We start from the raw sequence: 19,758 nt of genomic DNA on the forward strand, positions 1-19,758 counted from the left end.
GGTCCGGATACCGGTGTTGTATCCGGACCAATCCCCAACGCGGCCGGTCATCGCCTGGGCCCGCCGTAGGCCGGCCAGGGACTTCGACACAGGGCCTAGCGCGGCGCACGAAGAGCATTGGCGCTGCACGTGGCCGATGCTCTCCGCGCCCTGCCACACCAACGGCGCCTCTCTGTGTCCAGGTATCGGGCCCAGAGAGGCGCCGAGTGTCCGTACGAAGAACGTGTGTTGCACCGGTACCGGACGGCGGGTCGGCGGCGGACCTTGGGCCCGCCGCCGCCGAGCTTGCCGGACGGTCGACGATCCGGCCGGCGAGCCCGACGGCGGTCGACCCCCGTCCAGGTGGGACCGCGTGCTGACGGTCCTGGAATCAGGAACCCGTGCCCGGACCCTTCGGATCCACCGGCGGGATCGGGACCGGGCTGATCGGGACAGGGCTGGGGGAGGCGGCTGGCGGGGGCGGGGCAGGGCTGATCGGGACAGGGCTGATCGGGAGGGTGGGGGAGGCGGCTGGTGGGGGCGGGACTGGGCTGATCGGGACAGGGCTGGCGGAGGCGGCTGGCAGCTGGTCGGCGGGTGCGGACGGCGGCGGGGCGTCCCGGTCCACCGCGGCCAACGCCAGCGGCGTGCCGACCATGAGGGCGGCGACGACGCCCGCCGCCCCCACCGAGACGGTGAGGGTACGACGCCTGCGCGCCCGGGCGACGGCGGAATCTGCCAGATTCATCGGAACTGCCTCCTCGGCAAGATCGGTAAGGGTGAATCGGATGAGGTCGTCGATCGGGGTGTTCATCGCTTCAGCTCCAGCACGAGTTCGGCATCGGGCAGCACCTCACGCAGTCGACTGACCGCCCGATGGGTCCGACTGCGGACCGTCCCGACCGAGCAGCCGAGCACCTCGGCCACCTGTCGCTCGGGCAGGTCCTCGTAGTACCGCAGGACCAGCACCGCACGCTGTGCCACGGGAAGGCGCAGCAGGGCTGTCCGCATGACCAGCCGCAGGTCGGTGTAGCCGCTGTCGTCCGGGCGCTCCCGCTCCACCGGCGAGCCGACAAGCGTCTCCCGGAGTCGTCCCCGTCGCCGCCACCAGCTGATCCGCTCGCGGTACATCACCGCGCGCACGTACCCCTCGGGGTCCTCGTGCCGGATCGTCGGCCATTTGACGTACGTCTTGGCCAACGCGGACTGCACCAGATCCTCGGCGGCATGCTGGTCGCCGGTGAGCAGGTAGGCCGCCCGGATCAGGGCGGCGGTGCGGCTCTGCGCGAACTCGCCGAACCTGGCTCTCGCCTTGTCGTCCAACCGCTCAGCTCCGTCCCGGTACGCCTCATTCACCACCACAGACGCGCGGGACCGCGCCCACTATCCATGAGATGCTTCTCATCCTGGGCGGCGGTTGGTTTCGACGTGGTGCAGGACGAGGATGGCCTGCGCGATGGTGGTCGCGCGGTGTGGGCAGCGACGCAGCTCGGTCAGGACTCTCCCGGTCCTGCGGGTGGCGGTCACACGGTCGTCGAGGGCGCGGATCTTCCTCTGGGGACGGCTCACGGCCTTCTCCGACGTGACAGGGTGGCCGGAAGCGACGTCGTTCGAACGGCGTACGCACGCTGCCGCGGGACCGGGGCTCGCCGCGAGCCCGGGGCTGCTGCATTCGGGGCGGATGTCCAGGCCGCCGAGCTCGAACCCACCAGCAGCCGTCGGGCTGGTGGTGCGCGAGGCCCTGCGGCCTCCACGAGAACCTGAGGAGGACGGATGCGGTCAGTCGTTCCCGACTATCTGGCTGAGGTGCTCGGAGATGTCGAATCGGACACCTCCGGGGAGCCTGCGGGATACATTCCCGAGCTCGCGACAGCTGATCCGGAGCGTCTCGCAGCGGTCTTCGCCACGGTCGACGGCACGGTTCACGGCGCCGGTGACGTCGATGTCGCGTTCACGATCCAGTCGATCTCGAAGCCGTTCGTGTACGCGATGGCGCTCTCCGATCGCGGCTTCGATCGCGTGCTCGCCAAGGTCGGGGTCGAGCCATCCGGGGAGGCGTTCAACGAGATCTCCCTCGAAAGCGACACCGGGCGTCCCCGTAATCCGATGATCAACGCCGGCGCGATCACCGCTCACTCACTGGCCGGACCGGAGAACCTGAAGCCTGTCGAGCGGGTCGACCGCGTCGTTCAGGGGCTTTCGGCGTTCGCGGGCCGTCAGCTGACGGTCGATGAGACGGTGTGCGCATCGGAGATGGAGAGCGCGCACCGCAACCTCGCCATCGCGCACATGCCCCGCAGCCACGACATCCTCACCGAGGACCCGAGGGCCGTCGTCGACGGCTACATCCGTCAGTGCTCGGTGCTCGTGACCACCCGGGATCTGGCGATGATGGCGGCGACGCTGGCCAACCGCGGGGTGAATCCCCTGTCGAACGAGCAGGTGGTGGACGGGTCAGTGGTGCGCCAGGTCCTGAGCGTCATGGCCACCTGCGGAATGTACGACGCCGCCGGCGACTGGGCCACGCAGGTCGGCATCCCGGCGAAGAGCGGTGTGGCCGGGGGACTGATCGGTGCACTCCCCGGTCAGCTCGGCATCGCCACCTTCTCGCCTCGACTGGACCGGCACGGCAACAGCGTGCGCGGCGTGTCGCTGTTCGAGCGGTTCTCGTCCGACATGGGGCTGCATGTGATGGAGGTCCCTCCCGCGGCGCGCGCGATCGTGCGTTCCAATCGAGTACGGGGCGGCGGAGTGGACGCGCCCCGGGTTCTCCGGCTGCAGGGCGGAATCCGCTTCGCGGGAGCCGAGCGGATCGTTCGTGAGTTCGTGGAGAGTCCGCCGTCGGAGCGCCGAGTGGTTCTCGATGTCTCGCTTGTGCACTCCATCGACGATGTGGCCCGACGAATGCTCCTGGAGGTCGCGCGTCGGCTCACGCTCGACGGTCACGATGTCTATCTCGTAGATCCGGAGATGATGATCCCGGACCCGGATCCCGGCGATGGTGGCCGACTGGCGGTCGTCGATTCAGTTGATCAGGTGTGATCGCTGCGGCGTGAGTGTCGAGCTGCAGGGGCGCGCTACCCCCGAGCGGACCGACCGATTGACCGGCCGATCCGGCACCGGCCCCGGTATTCGACACTCGTCCTGTGGACCCACCGGATACGCCGCTGCGCTCGGGAGCCAGGCCCCGTTCTGTCGACCGTGCCGGTGCGAGGACCTTCGAGTCGACCGACGGGTCGACGGCACGAGACCGATTACCAGGAAAGGACCCCGTGACCGCGACGGTTATCGAGAAGCCCGACTTCACCGGGCTGCGCGCGATGTACATCAACTGCACCCTCAACCGTTCCCCGGGCCGTAGCCACACCCAGGGGGTGATCGACCGCAGTGTGGCGATCATGGAGGCGAACGGGGTCAGCGTGGATCAGATCCGCGCCGTCGACCACGACATCGCCACCGGCGTCCGACCCGATATGACCGAGTACGGGTGGGATACCGACGAATGGCCCGCACTGCTGACCCGGGTGCTGGAAGCTGACATCCTGGTCATCGCGGGACCGATCTGGCTCGGCGACAACAGTTCGGTCACCCGTCGGGTGATCGAGCGGCTCTACGGCTACTCCGGCGTACTCAACGAGCAGGGGCAGTACGCCTACTACGGGCGGGTCGGTGGCTGCCTGCTCACCGGCAACGAGGACGGCCTGAAGCACTGCGCGATGAACATCCTCTACAGCCTGCAGCACATCGGCTTCACCGTCCCGCCGCAGGCCGACGCGGGTTGGCTCGGTGAGGTCGGCCCCGGGCCCTCCTACCTCGACGAGGGTTCCGGCGGTCCGGAGAACGACTTCACCAACCGCAACACCGCGTTCATGACCTACAACCTGCTCCACCTCGCGTCCATGATCCGTCGGGCCGGCGGGTTCCCGGCCTACGGCAACCAGCGCACGGCCTGGGACGCCGGCACTCGCCCCGGCAGCGCCAACCCGGAGTACCGCTGATCGTCAGGAAGGGAAAGACGGCCGATCAGCGAACCGGTGGCGCCCCGTAGGTACCGGCCTGCGGGACACGATCACGATGACCGCCACCCTTTGCGTCACAGCGCCCAAGGATGTGAGTAGCGATGACAAGCCCGGCAACGATGAGCTGGCCGAGCCTGCGGGTCTCGGACTGGACCGCCACCCGCGAGACCCTGCACATGTGGACCCAGATCGTGGGCAAGATCCGCATGGCGCACGCTCCGTTTGTCAACCACTGGTGGCAGGTGACCCTGTACGTGAGCCCGCGCGGGTTGACGACGTCCGCCATCCCGTACGGCACAGGGGCCTTCGAGATCGAGTTCGACTTCCTCGGCCATCGGCTCGACGTTCGCACCAGCAACGGCGGCGCGCGGAGCCTCCCGCTCCGGCCGATGTCGGTCGCCGAGTTCTACTCGCGGGTCATGGCCATGCTCGGCGAGCTCGGGATCGAGGCACCGATCCGGCCGCGTCCCAACGAGGTCGATCCGGCGATCCCGTTCGCCGAGGACCACGACCACGCCTCCTACGACGGCGAGGCGGCCGCCCTGTTCTGGCGACAGCTGCTGCAGGCGAACCGGGTGATCGGCGAGTTCCGGTCGCATTTCATCGGCAAGGTCAGTCCGGTGCACTTCTTCTGGGGCGGGATGGACCTCGCCTGCACCCGTTTCTCCGGCCGGTCGGCCCCACCGCATCCCGGGGGCGTGCCCAACTGCGGGGACTGGGTCATGGTCGAGGGCTACTCCCGGGAGTTGTCCAGCTGCGGGTTCTGGCCCGGCGGCGGCGAGGAAGGCGCCTTCTACTCCTACGCCTATCCCGAACCTGACGGTTTCGCCGAACAGCAGGTCAGTCCCGAAGGCGCGTATTTCAGTACCGAGTTCAAGCAGTTCCTGCTGCCGTACGAGGCCGCCCGCACCGCACCGGACCCGGACCGCGCGGTCGCCGAGTTCCTCCGCACCACCTACGAAGCAGCTGCCGACCGGGCGCACTGGGACCGCTCCGCGCTGGAGGACAATCCGCTGCGCTGGCACGCCCGGAGCCCCGCACGGTGAGAACCCACGATGGGCCGCCCTGCCGGATCGCCGCCTGGACCTCGCCGCGACACCGCCAACGCTCCTGGACACCGCACTAGCTGAGCCGTAGGTCTCCATCGAAGTCGATCCTGGCCAGCTCGGTACGGGAGGTGATGCCCAGTTTGGGGTAGACGTTGGCCAGGTGGTGGCCGACCGTGCGTGGGCTGATCAACAGCTGTGCCGCGATCTCCCGGTTCGTCAGATGGTCCGCGGCCAACCGTGCGACCCGGAGCTCCTGCGCGGTCAGCCCGGCAGCGGTCGGGGGATCGACCACGCGGGGAGCGGCCCGCCGGTCGGTCAGAGCCTGCTCGCGCAGCGCCCGTTCCCGCAGTGGACGCGCGCCGAGGCGGTCGAAGGTCTCGGCTGCTGCGGCGAGCTGGGTACTGGCGTCGGCCCGGCGACGCGCCCGCCGCAGCCATTCCCCGTACAGCAGCCGAGTGCGGGCATACTCGAACGGCTGCACCCCCGCCCCCGCGACGTCCAGGGCGGCTCGGAACGAGGCCTCGGCCGCCGGTCCACCCTCGACGAGGGCCCTGAGCCGATGGCCGGCCGCTCGGGCCCAGGTCGCACCCGTACGCTGCGCCCAGTCCTGCACCATGGCGACGTGAAACCCGACGACGTCGCTCTTGCCGACCTGCACCGCCGCTTCGACGGTGTCCGGGGCGGCGAGCAGCGCGAAGGTGGTGTGGGCGGCCTCGTGCCCCGGCTCGACGAGGCACAGCAGGTCGTTCAGTGCCTCCTGAGGACGACCGTCGAACAGCGCCGCTCGTCCACGAATCCAGTACGCCGATGCGCTGAGCGCTCGCACTCCGCGTGGCACCGAGACCCGCAGCATCCGGCTGGTGTGCTCCTCGACGGCGCGGTGCTCGCCGCGGGCGGTAGCCAACAAACCGAGGCAGCTGCGGCTCTGTGTGGCGAGGTGATCCGCCTCGACCTCCTCGGCCAGTCGCAGGCCCTCGGCCGCCGCCGTCTCGGCGGCGTCCCACCGGCCCGCAGCCGTGTCGAGGACCGCGATCTGGGCCAGCACCAGGGCCAGCGCGGTGAGTTCGTGCCGACGCCGCAGCTGCGCGGCCTGCACGCGCAGCACGTCGAGCAGGCCACCGTCGATGCCCCAGGCCTGGACCAGCGGCACGGGCGGCAGCAGCTCCCACGCGACCGTACCGAGCTGACCGACGATGTCGCTGGCCAGGTCCCGGGGCGTCGGGGTGGCTTCGCCGGTCACGTCGTAGCAGGACCACCAGTTTTCCAGCACGGGCAGCAGCGCCGATACCGCGGGGTCAGCGGCGGTGTCCACGGCCCGTACCCGGTGTAGCGCCTGCTGTTGAAGGTCGGACCGACCGGCCGACCAGGCGGCGCGGACCGCCACCGTGCCCAGCTCCACGGCGCGGCGGGTCTCGGGTACCGCGGCCATGTCGGATGTCAGGTAATGGTGGGCACGCTCGGGCATGCCGTGTGCGAATTCGAGGATCCCGCGCAGCCCGCCGCTCAGCCGGGCGACGGGAAGTGCACCGCTCAGACGTTCAGCATCGTCGAGCAACTGTCGCGCCGCCTGCGCGTGGCCCGCGTGCCACGCGGCACGGGCGGCGGCGGCCAGCCGGCGTGCGGCGTCCGCTGGCGCTGGGGACAGCTCGGCGGCCCGGCCCAGGGTGCGAGCCGCCATCGGACCCGCACTGCGGCGCAGGCACTCCTCGGCGGCGTGCTCCAGCTGTGTGGCGACCTCCTCGTCCGGCCCGTCGGCGGCGGCTGCCAGGTGCCAGGCCCGCTCCATGGTGGCGGCCTGCGGCAGGGCCGCAGCCAGCGCCTGATGCACAGCCTGCCGGTCCGCGACGGGGGAGCCGTCGTAGATGGCTGCCGGGATCAGTGGGTGCCGGAACTCCAGGCGGGTTCCCGAGACTCGGAGCAGGCCCGAACGCAGGGCCTCGTCCCAGGCGGACGTGTCGATGCCCCAGGCGGCCCCGGCCCGGTGCACGACGTGCCGGTCGCCCCGGCCCTCAGCGGCGGCCAGCAGCAGTAGCGCCCGGGTCGACGGTTTCAGTGCCTCGGCCCGGGCGCAGAATGCCCGCCGCAACCGTGGCCCCACCGGCACCGGGTTCCCGGAAGTTGAGAGGGCCGTCGCCTCGCCGTCGGTCTCTCGATCGAGGGTGGGCAGCTCGTGCAGCGCCAACGGGTTGCCCCCCGCCGCCCGCACCGTCCGATCGGCAAGCGCCGCGTCGATCCCCGACACGGCAGCGGCCAGGAGTTGGCGCGCATCGTCGTCGGCCAGACCACCGACCTCCAGGGCCGGCAACCCCTCCCACGGACCCGAGGCGGGATCCTCGTGTCCGGTCAGCAGCACCGCGACCGGTTCCGTCGCCACCCGGCGGGCGACGAACCCCAGGCACATCGCGCTCGCCTCATCGACCCACTGCGCGTCGTCCACCACGACCAGCACCGCTCGCTCCCGCGCGAGACCGGAGAGCAGCGACAGCACGGCCGCGCCGATCAGGAAGCGGTTGGCCGGGTCCCGGCTCATTCCCAACGCACCCCGCAACGCGGCAGCCTGCGGGGCGGGTAGCGTCTCCAGCCGATCCAACACCGGCCACAGCAGCTCGTGCAGCGCCGCGAACGCGAGCCCTGCCTCCATCCGGGTGCCCCGACACCGCAACACCGTCGCGTCGGACGCCGCCCCGACGGCGTACTCGAGCAGGGCGGTCTTGCCGATGCCCGGCTCACCCCACAGCACGAGCCCGGAACCCGCGCGATCCGCCGCCCGATCCAGCAGCCGATCCAGCGCCGCGGTCTCGGCGCGCCGTCCGAACAGTTCCATGTCTCCCCCGTCTGGCCGCGATGGCACAGCCTGTCCAAGCTATAGCCCGGTCCGCCCCTTCACGAGACGACCGATTAGCCGGCCGATCCGCTTCGGCCATGCTGCCGCACACTCGATCCGGTGACCCCGCACCAGGCCTTACTGCCGAGGCTCCCAGCATGTCGGTTCGTCCGAGCACGGGCGCGTCGCGGTCAACGGAACAGATCGGTCTGGCCGTTCGACGTGGCAGCCGTGCCGCTCGCGGTGTCGCGCGCCTGGCCTGCCGGATCACGACGAGCCAGTCTCCCCATGACAGCGCGGACGCGCCCGAGGCGTCAGTGGCGCGGTGTCACGATCGCTTGTGACGTGGTGTCACTGGTCGTGGCCGGTGAGCCCCGGAGACTGGGGTGGTGACCGTACGACCGCCGCGTCACGCCGCGAACACGACTGGTGACCGGTGTGCGGCGGATGGTCGAGGTGCGCGACGCCGCTGGGAGACCCAGCTGGTCGCCGGACAGGTCGTAAACGATCTCTGACCGGTCCGTCGTGCCGGCCGGCCCGTATCGGAGATGAGATCTGAGGGAGGAAACATGGTCGTGAATGTGAAGGATGTCCCCGAAGCCAACCAGTACGAGGCGCGGCTGGAGGGAGAGTCGAAGGTCGCGGGTGTCGCGCAGTACATCCGCACCACGGAACTCATCGCGTTCGTACACACCGAGGTCTCGCCGGAGTACGAGGGCAGGGGAGTCGGCGCGGCCCTGGCCCGCGCGGGCCTCGACGAGGCCCGCGCCGCGGGCCTGCTGGTCCTGCCCACCTGCCCGTTCTTCGCGGGGTGGATCGCCCGGCACCCCGAGTACCAGGACCTGGTGTACCAGTCCCGCAGCAGAGTCAGCGACTGAACAGCAGGGCGCGGCAGCGATGGAGGTCGGTATGAGCAGCGGAAACGGGAAGAAGACGTACGAGGGCCGGTCGATCACCGTGACCTTTGAGGCCAGCCGTTGCCGGCACGCCGCCGAGTGTGTCCGCGGCTTGCCGGAGGTCTTCGACCCGGGCCAGCGCCCGTGGATCCGACCCGACGGTGCCGAGGCCGAGCGCCTGGCCGAAGTGGTCCGGCGCTGTCCCTCCGGAGCGTTGCAGTACGAACTCGTGGACGGCGGGGCGGAGACCCCGGAGCGGCCCACGGGATCACGCGCGACGCGACCGGATAGTTGATCATGCGCGGTGAGTTGGGAGCAGGGCGCATCCTGTCCTGAACGGGGGCATGCCCCCGTTCAGGACAGGTGGTGTTCAGGCGGCGGTGCACACCGGGGTCAGGCCGGTGGCGGTCCCGACGCCCTGGAAGCCGAACTCGGTGGACTGCCCAGCGTTCACCGAGCCGTTGTAGCTGACGTTGCTGAACTGCACGGTGCCGCTGCTGCCGGTGCGGTTGGCGTTCCAGACGTTGGTCACGGTGGCCCCGGAGGGCAGGGTGAGCTGGACGCTCCACCCGCTGATCGGCGCGGTGCCGGCGGTGACTCTCACGGTGGCGACGAAGCCACCGGTCCAGGAGTTCAACGAGACCGTCGCCGCGCATCCGGTGGCCGGCGGCGGCGTGGTCGTCGGCGGCGGCGTGGTCGGATCAACAGGTGGCGTGGTCGGCGGGACCGACGGCGTCACCGGCGGCGTGGTCGGCGGCGGAGTGGAGTTTCGGCCCTTGTTCAGCTCGTCGAGGACCGCGTGGTAGGCGGCCTTCTTCTGGTAGCTCCCGTTGCTGCCGGTGAACAGCAGGCCCCGTTCCGAGGAGCGCCACGACTCGCTGTCGGAGATGCCCCAGACGGTGATGCCGGTGCACTGTGCGACGTTCAGGCAGGCCCGTACGACCTTGCGGTAGTTCTCCGCCTGGCCGGCGCCGATGTCGTTGTTGCTCAGGTCGTCGTCGATGTCCAGCTCGGTGATGTGCACCTCGACGCCGAGGTCGGCGAAGCGTTGGATGTTGGCCTGCAGGTCGTTGGTGATGATGCTGTTCGGGTTGTCGTTGAAGTGCGCCTGGAACCCGACGCAGTCGATGTACTGCCGGTAGTTGCGGACGATGTCGTACAGCGCGTCGGCCTTGCGGTTCGGGGTACCGCCCTGGACCGTCAGGCCGTCGACGTCGTAGTCGTTGATGCAGAGCTTGGTGGTCAGCCCGCCGGCCTGCACGACCTGCTTGGCCCGGATGAACGAGTCCCGGATGACGTCGGTGTCGCCGGCGTCGAAGAAGTCACCGTCGCCGTTGGCGTCCCGGTTCATGGTGTGCGGCCACTGGTTGCGACGCCGGCCGGTGTTGTTGTCCTCCAGCGCCTCGTTGACGACGTCCCAGTACGCGATCCTGCTGCCCCAGCGGTTGATGGCGTTGCCGATGAAGGTGTTCAGCGTCGCCTGGCTGGCACCCTGCAACGCGCCGGCCTGCGAGTGCCAGACCAGTGTGTGACCACGGACCAGCATGTTGTTGCTCTGGGCGTGGTTGACCAAGGTGTCCGCACCGCTGGTGTTCTGCAGACCGCCGTTTGAGGTGGCGATCCTGTCCGGCTTCATGTCGTTCTCGGGGGTCAGCTGGTTGAATTCCTGACCGACGATCGGGTAGAGCCGGTTGGGTGAGGCGGCGACGCCGAAGAACAGCCCGGCCTTGGCGGCTGCGGCCCGCAGCGTGGTCTCGGCCGCCGCGGCCGGGGCGCTGGAGTGGACCGTCACGGCGCCGCCTATCAGCACCAACACCGCCGTCGGCAGGGCTATTCGCGCAGCTCTTCTGCGCTGCTTCAGGTCGCTGTTCACCGGACCTCCTTGATGCTGACGCCATCGATCGACATTTGTGCATGCCTCCGAAGGGTCAGTGTCGATATCGGTCCGCCGCACTGTCAACAACTTCCGGAAATGTTCCGGAAACCGTCCGGGCCGGGCTGGAAAGCCGACCAGTGCGGCTGTGTGCGGGTAACGGACGCACCCGAGCATGCCGTTGGACTCAGGCAGGAGAATCTCCGGCCGGTATCCGCTGGGGCCGAGGTGACGGGGTCGTGGAGTGCCTGCGAAGGTCCTGGAGGACGACCTGGCTCGCGGTGGTGAGAGTTGAGCGGCTGCGAACGGCCGCGTAGACGTGGCGGGTCAACGGTCGGCGTAGCGGGCGGGTGGCGACGTGGTAGCGACGGTCCACGGCCAGCTCGGGCAGGAGCGACACGGACAGGCCGGCTTCGACATGTGCCAGGAGCAGTTCGTAGCTGGCGAAGCGGCCAGCCACGACCGGCTCGAAGCCGGCTTGTCGACAGGTGCTCGTCACCAGGTTGGACAGGTATGTGCCGGGCATGTCGATGGACCAGGCGGCCTCGGCGAAGTCGGCCAGGTCCGCCGGTACGTCAGACGCGGCCTGCGGCTGCGGCAGCACGAGCACGATGGCGTCGGTGAGCAGGGGGATGGTGTGCACGTCAGGATGCAGCGGCATGGACCCGTCGATGAAGTCCGCTGCCACGATGATGTCGTAGTCGCCGCGGCGCAGGGCCGGATGGCTGGCCTGCGGGTCCAACTCGGCGACCTCAAGATCGATCCTGGGATGCGTCTCCCGCAGTCGCGCGGCGAGCGGAAGCACGACCGTCCGGATGGCGCTGGAGAAAGCCGCGAGGCGTACCGGCCCCGTCGGTTGTCCGGAGCGGCCCTGTAGGTCCGCCTCGGCGGCCTTGACCTGGTCGAGGATGATGCGGGCGTGCCGGGCGAGCGTACGCCCGGCCGGCGTGAGCTGTACGCGGCGGCCGGTGCGCCGCAGAAGTTCGGTGTGGGTCTCCGCCTCCAGGACTGCCAGTTGCGCCGACACTGCTGACGGACTCATGTGCAGGGCCGCGGCGACGGCCCGCATGGTGCCGAGGCCGTCCAGCAGGCTGAGCATCTCCAGGCTTGTCGTGTGGAGCCGCATTGGAAACTCCTTGTGCGCGAATTCCGCACAGCGTAGCCAGAAACATGAGCTTTTCGTGCATAACGAACGCCCCTATCGTGAGGCCATGACGCTGACCACCGATCGGAGCACCGCCGAACAGTTCTGGTCCGACGCTGCCCGTCATCTGGTGCGCTACGGCGGATCGTTCACGCCCGAGATCATCGAGCGCGCGGCCGGTAGCTTCGTGTACACCGCTGACGGCCGACGGATCCTGGACTTCACCTCGGGCCAGATGAGCGCCATTCTCGGGCACTGCCATCCCGCGATCGTCGAGACGGTGCAGCGGGAAATCGCGAGGCTGGACCACCTGTTCAGCGGCATGCTGTCCCGTCCGGTCGTCGACCTCGCGCGCCGGCTCGCCGAGTCCCTTCCCGCGCCGTTGGAGAAGGCGCTGCTGCTGACGACCGGCGCCGAGTCGAACGAGGCGGCCATCCGGATGGCCAAGCTCGTCACCGGCAAACACGAGATCGTCGCCTTCGCCAAGTCGTGGCACGGCATGACGCACGCCGCGGCCGCCGCGACGTACAGCGCCGGGCACCGGGGCTACGGGCCCACGCCGGGAAACTTCGCGATTCCCACGCCCAACCCGTACCGCCCCGACTTCACCACCCCTGACGGCGAGTTGGACTGGCAGCGCCAGCTCGACTACGGCTTCGCCCTCGTCGATGCCCAGTCGTCCGGAAGCCTCGCGGCGTGCATCGTCGAGCCGATCCTCAGCTCCGGCGGCATCATCGAGCCACCGCAGGGCTACTTCGTCGCCCTGGCAGCCAAGTGCCGTGAGCGCGGCATGCTGCTGATCGTCGACGAGGCGCAGACCGGTCTGTGCCGCACCGGCACGTGGTACGCCATCCAACGTGACGGCATAGTGCCCGACATCCTCACGCTGTCCAAGACGTTGGGCGCCGGCCTACCGCTCGCTGCGATGATCACCACAGAGGAGATCGAACAACGGGCACACGAGCTGGGTTACCTCTTCTACACCACACACGTGTCCGACCCTCTCGTCGCCGCCGTCGGCAACACCGTGCTCGACGTCCTCCACCAGGAGCAGATGGACGTACGGGCCCGAGAACTCGGCGAGTTCCTGCGCGCCGGCCTGCTGGACATCAGAGACCGACACGACGTGGTGGGAGACGTACGGGGGCGCGGCCTGATGCAGGGGATCGAACTCGTCCTCGACCGGGAGACGCGCGAGGGCTCGGACGTCCTCGGCGCCCACGTCACCCGCCGTTGCCTCGACCTCGGTCTCCATATGAATGTCGTGCAACTGCCCGGCATGGGAAGCACCTTCCGGATCGCACCACCCCTCACCACGACGCGAGAGGAACTGGCCCTCGGTCTGGAAATCCTGGACCAGGCGATCGGCGAAGCGACAGAGCACCAGTAGCCGATTACTCGCCGGCGCGGAACACCTCGTTCTCCGTACCAGGCTTCTGAGGGGTAGGCGTGCTGCTGGCCACCAGTGCTATGCTCCGCCGCGATGAATCTATCTCTCAGATTGGGGGTCCGGTTCGCACAAGGTGAGTGCTGATGCGCTCCCTGGCTGCGAATGCGGATACCCGCCTTTCTCTCTGGCGGCGGGTGCGCGAGTACGCCGTGCCGCCCTCCATGATCGAAGCTGCGACCGCTCGCCGTCGCGTCGGTGACTGGGCCGGCGCATGCGCCGCCGCCCGCGTTGACGTCGACCTTGACCTTCGCGCCGTGGTTCGCCGCCACGGCCGGGAACTGGGCGTCCGGCTCCGGGCCGACGTCCGGCACCTCGCGCCAGACCTGTTGCGCTGGCACATGCCGAGGATCGCTCCCGACGGGCTGCTGCGCCCGGGCCTGACCGTCTCACTGGCCCGGTACGGCCCGACGGAACACAACGATGCCGAGCCGGTGCACCTCGTCGCCCGAACGCCACCGGCCTGGGCGGATGCGGGCCAGCGGATAAGCCTGGCGCTTTGGGCCGGACCGCATGACGAGGGTGACCGTCATCATCCACATGCGCGTCCGGACCGTCGGTTCCGTTTCGACCTGCACCGTCACCTGTGGGACGTACGCAGAGCCGACGAGCTACGTAGCCGGTCGGGCACCTGGCAGGTGACCCCCGATTCCTCCTCCACGATGCGCCCTGATCCGACCTGGGACGGGCTGGGGGAGTGTGGTTACGCGGTACACCGGTGGGCAGCCGAGGCGGTGCTGCTGCTCCAGGCCGAGGGCAGGACCAGCGGTGCCGTGGCGGTGCGCCTCGGCCCTCGACGTCGTCTGCGCCTGGACGTCGCTGCGGCAGGCACGGACAGACTGCCGCCTGTGGCGCGGATCGCCGGGGCGTCCCGGGCTGGCCGGGCCGCCGGGCTGCCGGTGCTGCCCGACGCGGCGACCTGGATGGCACCGGACCTGGAGCTGCTGCGCCGCGGGCTGATCGAGCTCGACCGGCTGCACCCGCTGGTGGCCTCCGCGCTCGCGCCGGGTCACCCGGTGGCTGCCACCCCGGCGTCCTCGGACCCGGCGGCAGCGCCGCGTCTCGTGGCCTGCCGGGGAACCTGGCACCGCATCGGCCTGGTGAACGGGGTGCTCACACCCCTGGACCACGACCCGGCAGAGATTCGCCGGGAGGAACTGTTGGCCGCGCTGACCGGCACCCCGCTGGCCTGCCTGCAGGCGATCGACGAAGCGCACCGCCGACCGGAGTGCCTTCCCGACGTCCGCGCCCGCCTGGACCACGGCGACATCGTCGGCGCACTGGCCACCGTCGAGGATCTGCTCGGACCCGAGGCGCTCCTCCGCGACGGGGACCTGCGGGCGGAGCTGGAGAACGCCGCGCTGCGGCGAATCTCGTACGGGCTGTTCCGAGCCGGGCTGACCGGACATGGACCTCCCCCGGGCTCCCGGGACTGGCAGCCCAAACGTGACCGTCGCTGCCATCCACGTCACACAATCGCCCGCTGATCAGCGGAACCTCGTCCTAGCCCGGCTTTAGGCCGGTCCACCACCACGACTTCACAAGGTGATTCAGATGTCTTGCACCCGCACCTCGGCCGACCCCGCCCCGACGCCACAGCTCGACGTCGCCGCCGACCTGCTCGCGTTACTGTCCAGCACGACCACCGCAACCCGTCCCGACCCGCAGTCGGAGGCACTGACCCTGGCCGTCGCCGCCGACCTGCCGGTGCTGCTGTGGGGAGAGCCGGGAATCGGCAAGACCGCTGCACTGACACACCTCGCCGCATCCCTGGACCTGCCGCTCACAACGGTGATCGCCAGCGTCCACGAGCCGTCCGACTTCTCGGGACTGCCCGTCGTCGGCGACGACCCGGCGACCCAGGGCGTACCGATGGCGCCGCCGGACTGGGCCGTACGTCTGGTACGCGCCGGTCGCGGACTGTTGTTCCTGGACGAACTGTCCACCGCCCCGCCTGCCGTGCAGGCCGCTCTGCTGCGTCTCGTGCTCGAACGGCGCATCGGCAGCCTGCGCCTGCCGGCCGCCGTCCGGATCGTCGCCGCCGCCAACCCCCGATCCTCGGCGGCCGACGGCTGGGAGCTGAGCCCGCCGTTGGCCAACCGCTTCATCCACCTGCAATGGACCCACGACCACGACGTCGTCGTACATGGTCTGGGCGGGACCTGGCCCCGCGCGACGCTGCCCCGGCTCAACCCGCAGCGGCTACCGGAGGCTGTCACACTCGCCCGCCGCGCGGTGTGTGGGCTGCTGTCGGCCCGCCCGGGGCTCGTGCACCGGCTGCCCAGCAGTGAGGCCGGCCGCGGTGGTCCGTGGCCGTCGCCGCGCAGCTGGGAGATGACCCTGCGCCTGATCGCCTTCGCCACTGCGGCCGACGCCTCCCGGGAGGTCTTGTCCATGCTGGTCAGAGGCGCCGTCGGCGATGGACCCGGACTGGAGCTGCTGGCCAGCCTGGACCGGATGGACCTGCCCGACCCCGAGGTGCTGCTGGCCGACCCGGCAGCAGCCGTTCTGCCCGAACGCGGCGACCTACGCCAGGCCGTCCTGGACGCCGTGGTGGAGGCGGTACGCCGACGCCCGGAGCGGTCCCGCTGGGACGCCGCCTGGGCACTGCTGGTCCGGGCCCTGGAGACCGGTGCCCCGGACCTGGTGGTCGTGCCCGCGTCCACCCTCGCCCGGCTGCGACAGCAAGACTGGGACGTGCCCGCGTCCATCGATCGGCTCGCCGGGGCGGTGTCCCTGTCCCGCCGGGCCGACCAGACGGCGGCCCGGGTCTCGGCGGTCGCCGCAACCGGCAGGTGAGCGCCGACCGTCCCGGCACGCTGGACCGGGACAAACTCTTCACCGCCCGGCTGCACGCCGTCCGGGTCCGGCCCTACCTGGCAACGGCGCTGTTCGCCCTGCACGTGGTCGAATCGCGGGAGGTGCCGACGATGGCAGTGGACCCGCACTGGCGGTGCTACGTCTCACCAGCGTTCGTGCACCGAACACCCGTGGAGGAACTCGCCGCAGTGTGGGTGCACGAGGTCTCGCACCTGCTCCGCGACCACCACGGGCGCGGCGACCGGGTCGCCCGGGAACGCGGGCTGACCGGGCCGGCGGAGCGGCTGCGAATGAACATCGCCGCAGACTGCGAAATCAACGACGACGCCTTCGGCGACGGGCTCGCCCGCCCCGAAGGGGCCGTTGAACCTGGCTCCCTGCTGCTGCCCGAGGGACAGCTGATGGAGGACTACCTGCGGCAGTTCCGACTCGGACCGCGTACTCAGCACCTGGCCTGGCTGGACTGCGGCAGCGGCGCCGACGGACGGCAGCGGCAATGGGACCTCGGACCCGACGGCGCGTACGCCCTCAGCCCGCAAGAACGCGACGCGGTGCGATTCCGGGTGGCCGAGGGCATCACCGGCCGACCGGGAAACGTCCCACAGGGCTGGCGGCGCTGGGCGGAACAGGCATTCCATCCACCGCAGCCCTGGCGGGAACTGCTCGGAGCGGCGGTCCGCTCGGCGGTCTCCGCGCCCGGTGTGGGCGAGGACTACACCTACGGCCGACCGTCGCGACGCTCCGCCGGCATACCCGGGATCGTCCTGCCGGCACTGCGACGCCGGCCACCGCGGGTCTGCGTCATCATCGACACCTCCGGGTCGGTCAGCGACACCGAACTCGGCAGCGCCCTGCTCGAGGTCACCGCGATGACCCGGACCGTGGGCGGCCGCCGCGACCTGGTCACCGTGCTGCCGTGTGACGCGGCCGCCCAGATCATCGGTCCGCTGTGCCGGGCCGAGGACATCCCACTCGTGGGCGGTGGAGGTACGGATCTACGGGCCGGTTTCACCCGGGCACTGCGCGAGACACCCTGCCCGGACGTCATCGTCGTGCTGACCGACGGACAGACACCCTGGCCGACCGCACGGCCGCCGTCGCGCACCGTCGTCGGGCTGTTTCCCCGTGCCGTGCGGTGGAACGAGGACGATCCTGACTACCGGCCGGACTCTCCGCCCGACTGGGCGCGGGTGGTCACCATCGGATCCGACCCCACCGTGCGATGACCCTGAGACCCCTGGAGTGGACTTGGTGACGTCCAACGAGGATGAGGTCCTGCGCTGCTACGGCGCTGGGACCTGACAGTGTCTGCCGCAGCGGCACTGCCTCGGCCGTCGCCGGCGGCCGGATCGCCCCGTCAACGCTCGACCGGGTCCCGGGTGAGACAGAGCAGGGCGATGTCGTCGCACCGCGGCCGCGGACCGACGTCACCGGCCAGGATGTGATCCAGGATCTCGGCCGGATCGAGGCGAGGCGCGCTGTGCACTGCCGCGCACAGCTCCTCCAGGCCCCGGTCGAGCGGATGGCTGCGGTCCTCCACGAGTCCGTCGGTGTACAGCACCAAGGTGGCTGCCGGCGGCAGATCGAAGCGGCTCTCGCGGTAGACAACCGAGTCCGAGACACCCAGGGCAGGGTCCGTGGCGAGGCGGACCGGGCCGGTGGTGTGGGCATCGCGCAGGATCGGGGCTGGATGCCCGGCAAGCACTCCGGTGACGACACCCTCGGCGACGTCCAGTTGCAGGTAACAGCAGGTGGCCATGGTGTTCAGCCGCAGCGCGCGGATGAGGTGGTTGACGTTGTTCATGACCATGGCCGGCGGCTGCCCGGCGATGGCGTACGCGCGCAGTGCGTCACGGACCTGACCCATCGTCGCCGCGGCGGCGGTGTTGTGGCCGGCCACATCGCCGATCACGACGGCGACGACGTCGTCACTGATGGGAATGATGTCGTACCAGTCGCCGCCCACCTCGGCGCCGCGTGTCCACGGCAGGTAGCGGGCCGCGTGCCGCAGCCCCGCCGTCTGCGGCAGCGTCGCCGGTAGCAGAGCGTGCTGCAGCTCGGAGGCGATCGACACACTTGTCTCGAACAGCATCGCCCGCTGAAGTGCCTGGGCGCCCAGGCCTGCCAGGGCCGTCAGCGTCGATCTGGTGTCGGGATCGAAGTCGCGCGGTTCCCGATAGCCGACGACGAGCGCACCCAGCACCTCCCCGGCCACGGTCAGGGGGAGGAAAGCCCACGCCTGGCGGGATCCGGGCGGGACGGCTGTCTCCGGGTCGGGCTGAGCGGCGTGGAACTGCGCCAGCGACGTCAGGTAACGCGGCTGTCCGGTGTGGGCGACGGTCGCCGCCGGGTAGGGGTGCTCGATCGGCAGGTCATGCAGCCGCGCGACGACCTCCGGTTCGTACGCGGCGTGGTAGGCGAGGCGCAGGGACTGTTCCTGGCGCAGGAGCAACGCCAGGGACTGCCCGCCGGCCGAGGGCCGCAGCACCGATCCGATGGCGGTGTACACCTGCGCTGTCGTGCTCGCCGCCACCAACGCCGCGGTCACGCTCTCCAGGCTTCGGGCGCGGGCGGCGGCCTGTTCGGCGCGGGCCACGCTGTCGGCGAGCTGTCGCTGTTTGTCGACCTGCTCAGTGATCTCCCGGAACGAGACCGCGACATGACCGCCGCTCGTCCGCCCGATTTTGATCTCCCACACCTGGCTGATCTCGGGATAACTCAGCTCCTGTCGCCACGGCTCCCCGGTTTCGACCGCCGTGCGGTAGCGATCGAACAGCCCGCTGTCCCAGCTGTGGGCAGAGATCTCGCTGAGCCGGTGACCGATCACATCCTCCACGCTGTGGCCGGTCATCTTGGCCCCGACCTGATTGACGTACTCACAGACGAAGTCCACGATCTCTTCGCTGGCGTCCCGCACGGGACTAAGCACCGTGAACCCGTCGAACGCGGTGTCGAGCATGTCGTACAGCCGTACCGCACCTGCCGACTGCGGAGACACCGTCACCTGGCGCAGGTCCACGCACCGAACCATGATCCCGTCGCGGTACGGACCCACCCGGAACTCGAAATGTCCGGTGATGGACTGCCGTTCGTAGTACACCGTGCGTAGGGCCGGGTTCCCCGTCTCCACGACCGACCGGTAGAACGGAAGCGTCCCGTCGTGCATGGTCTCCGGCCACAGGTGTCGGTAGCGGTGGCCGACCAGCTCGACGCGCGGTCGTCCGACCAGGCGGCAACCCGCGTCGTTGATGTAGACCAGTTCGAAGTCAACGATGAGGCGGCCATCGTGCACCGCCCGGGCCAGCATCCAGCCCTGCGGCTCCAGGTCCAGCATGGCGAGCACCTGGGCGTCGGGCAGCCACTCGTCCACCCCGCCACCTCCCTCACGCGCCATGGCCGCGCGCACAGGAATCATCGCCCGCCGACATCACCTTCACCTAATGTCGTAGACCCGCCGACGCGGACAGGGTGTCATCTGCGCACAGGTGTCCGCCACGAGGCACCCACAGCCGGGAGAAACCGCTCCACCAGCCGACAACGATTGCGTCTGTTTCTGGATCTGGACAAGGGCCCGGCCGGGCTCGCCCAACGCCATTGCCTACACCCCGCCCGGGGGGGGTGTCCCTATGGGTTTCGTCAAGCGGGGACGGGGCCTGTCGGGCGTGGTTGGTAGGGGATCTTGTCGCGGAGCATGGCGTATAGGACGT

The 19,758-nt window shown here is 70.0% G+C and carries 16 protein-coding genes; 9 read left to right on the forward strand and 7 right to left on the reverse strand.

The annotated features are described in order from the left end of the window. Positions 1-370 precede the first annotated feature (370 nt). The 3 genes from AB0I71_RS08630 to AB0I71_RS08640 form a co-directional block, all read right to left on the reverse strand. Positions 371-793 carry a hypothetical protein gene (locus tag AB0I71_RS08630; protein WP_357582612.1) on the reverse strand — a complete coding sequence of 141 codons (423 nt, stop codon included), beginning with the start codon at positions 791-793 and terminating at the stop codon, positions 371-373. Next, positions 790-1,302, reverse strand: coding sequence for a SigE family RNA polymerase sigma factor (locus AB0I71_RS08635; protein ID WP_357582637.1), 513 nt, complete (start codon positions 1,300-1,302; stop codon positions 790-792). The genes AB0I71_RS08630 and AB0I71_RS08635 overlap by 4 nt, the downstream gene beginning before the upstream one ends. Positions 1,303-1,380: 78 nt before the next feature. Continuing rightward, positions 1,381-1,548, reverse strand: coding sequence for a hypothetical protein (locus AB0I71_RS08640; RefSeq protein WP_357582613.1), 168 nt, complete (start codon positions 1,546-1,548; stop codon positions 1,381-1,383). A 204-nt stretch (positions 1,549-1,752) separates the two neighbouring features. Between AB0I71_RS08640 and AB0I71_RS08645 the strand changes: the two genes are divergently transcribed. The 3 genes from AB0I71_RS08645 (at position 1,753) to AB0I71_RS08655 (ending at position 5,044) form a co-directional block, all read left to right on the forward strand. Continuing rightward, a complete protein-coding gene (locus AB0I71_RS08645; RefSeq protein WP_357582614.1) occupies positions 1,753-3,021 on the forward strand; it encodes a glutaminase in 1,269 nt (422 codons plus the stop codon). Between the two features lie 230 nt (positions 3,022-3,251). Beyond that, positions 3,252-3,977, forward strand: coding sequence for a flavodoxin family protein (locus AB0I71_RS08650; protein ID WP_357582615.1), 726 nt, complete (start codon positions 3,252-3,254; stop codon positions 3,975-3,977). A gap of 122 nt (positions 3,978-4,099) precedes the next feature. Next, positions 4,100-5,044, forward strand: coding sequence for a DUF5996 family protein (locus AB0I71_RS08655; RefSeq protein ID WP_357582616.1), 945 nt, complete (start codon positions 4,100-4,102; stop codon positions 5,042-5,044). A 76-nt stretch (positions 5,045-5,120) separates the two neighbouring features. On the opposite strand, the gene AB0I71_RS08660 is transcribed toward AB0I71_RS08655, so the two are convergent. Beyond that, positions 5,121-7,871: an AAA family ATPase gene (locus AB0I71_RS08660; RefSeq protein WP_357582617.1), complete on the reverse strand. Its 2,751-nt coding sequence runs from the start codon at positions 7,869-7,871 to the stop codon at positions 5,121-5,123. Positions 7,872-8,440: 569 nt separating this feature from the next. Between AB0I71_RS08660 and AB0I71_RS08665 the strand changes: the two genes are divergently transcribed. Together AB0I71_RS08665 and AB0I71_RS08670 are read left to right on the forward strand one after the other, a co-directional pair. After that, the gene (locus tag AB0I71_RS08665; RefSeq protein WP_357582618.1) at positions 8,441-8,749 is read left to right on the forward strand and encodes a GNAT family N-acetyltransferase; all 309 of its coding nucleotides are present in this window, start codon (positions 8,441-8,443) and stop codon (positions 8,747-8,749) included. A 31-nt stretch (positions 8,750-8,780) separates the two neighbouring features. Continuing rightward, positions 8,781-9,062 (forward strand): (4Fe-4S)-binding protein, encoded by a 282-nt coding sequence (locus AB0I71_RS08670; protein ID WP_357582619.1) that lies wholly within the window; start codon positions 8,781-8,783, stop codon positions 9,060-9,062. Between the two features lie 75 nt (positions 9,063-9,137). Here the strand turns inward: AB0I71_RS08670 and AB0I71_RS08675 are convergent, their stop codons facing one another. Both AB0I71_RS08675 and AB0I71_RS08680 read right to left on the reverse strand, forming a co-directional pair. Then, positions 9,138-10,640: an endo-1,4-beta-xylanase gene (locus tag AB0I71_RS08675; RefSeq protein ID WP_357582620.1), complete on the reverse strand. Its 1,503-nt coding sequence runs from the start codon at positions 10,638-10,640 to the stop codon at positions 9,138-9,140. A gap of 187 nt (positions 10,641-10,827) precedes the next feature. Then, positions 10,828-11,766, reverse strand: coding sequence for a LysR substrate-binding domain-containing protein (locus AB0I71_RS08680; RefSeq protein ID WP_357582621.1), 939 nt, complete (start codon positions 11,764-11,766; stop codon positions 10,828-10,830). A gap of 85 nt (positions 11,767-11,851) precedes the next feature. Here AB0I71_RS08680 and AB0I71_RS08685 point away from each other — a divergent pair, with 85 nt between their 5' ends. The 4 genes from AB0I71_RS08685 (at position 11,852) to AB0I71_RS08700 (ending at position 17,277) form a co-directional block, all read left to right on the forward strand. After that, positions 11,852-13,174 carry an aspartate aminotransferase family protein gene (locus AB0I71_RS08685; RefSeq protein ID WP_357582622.1) on the forward strand — a complete coding sequence of 441 codons (1,323 nt, stop codon included), beginning with the start codon at positions 11,852-11,854 and terminating at the stop codon, positions 13,172-13,174. A 143-nt stretch (positions 13,175-13,317) separates the two neighbouring features. Beyond that, the gene (locus tag AB0I71_RS08690; protein ID WP_357582623.1) at positions 13,318-14,718 is read left to right on the forward strand and encodes a hypothetical protein; all 1,401 of its coding nucleotides are present in this window, start codon (positions 13,318-13,320) and stop codon (positions 14,716-14,718) included. Between the two features lie 67 nt (positions 14,719-14,785). After that, positions 14,786-16,030, forward strand: coding sequence for a MoxR family ATPase (locus AB0I71_RS08695; RefSeq protein ID WP_357582624.1), 1,245 nt, complete (start codon positions 14,786-14,788; stop codon positions 16,028-16,030). Then, entirely contained in the window at positions 16,027-17,277 is a 1,251-nt protein-coding gene (locus tag AB0I71_RS08700) for a VWA-like domain-containing protein (protein WP_357582625.1), read from the forward strand. The genes AB0I71_RS08695 and AB0I71_RS08700 overlap by 4 nt, the downstream gene beginning before the upstream one ends. A gap of 131 nt (positions 17,278-17,408) precedes the next feature. On the opposite strand, the gene AB0I71_RS08705 is transcribed toward AB0I71_RS08700, so the two are convergent. After that, on the reverse strand, positions 17,409-19,421 hold the full coding sequence (locus AB0I71_RS08705; protein ID WP_357582626.1) for a SpoIIE family protein phosphatase: 2,013 nt from the start codon (positions 19,419-19,421) through the stop codon (positions 17,409-17,411). Between the last annotated feature and the right edge of the window lie 337 nt (positions 19,422-19,758).

Source organism: Micromonospora sp. NPDC049891 (assembly GCF_040660295.1).
In the GTDB taxonomy this organism is placed as follows: domain Bacteria; phylum Actinomycetota; class Actinomycetes; order Mycobacteriales; family Micromonosporaceae; genus Micromonospora.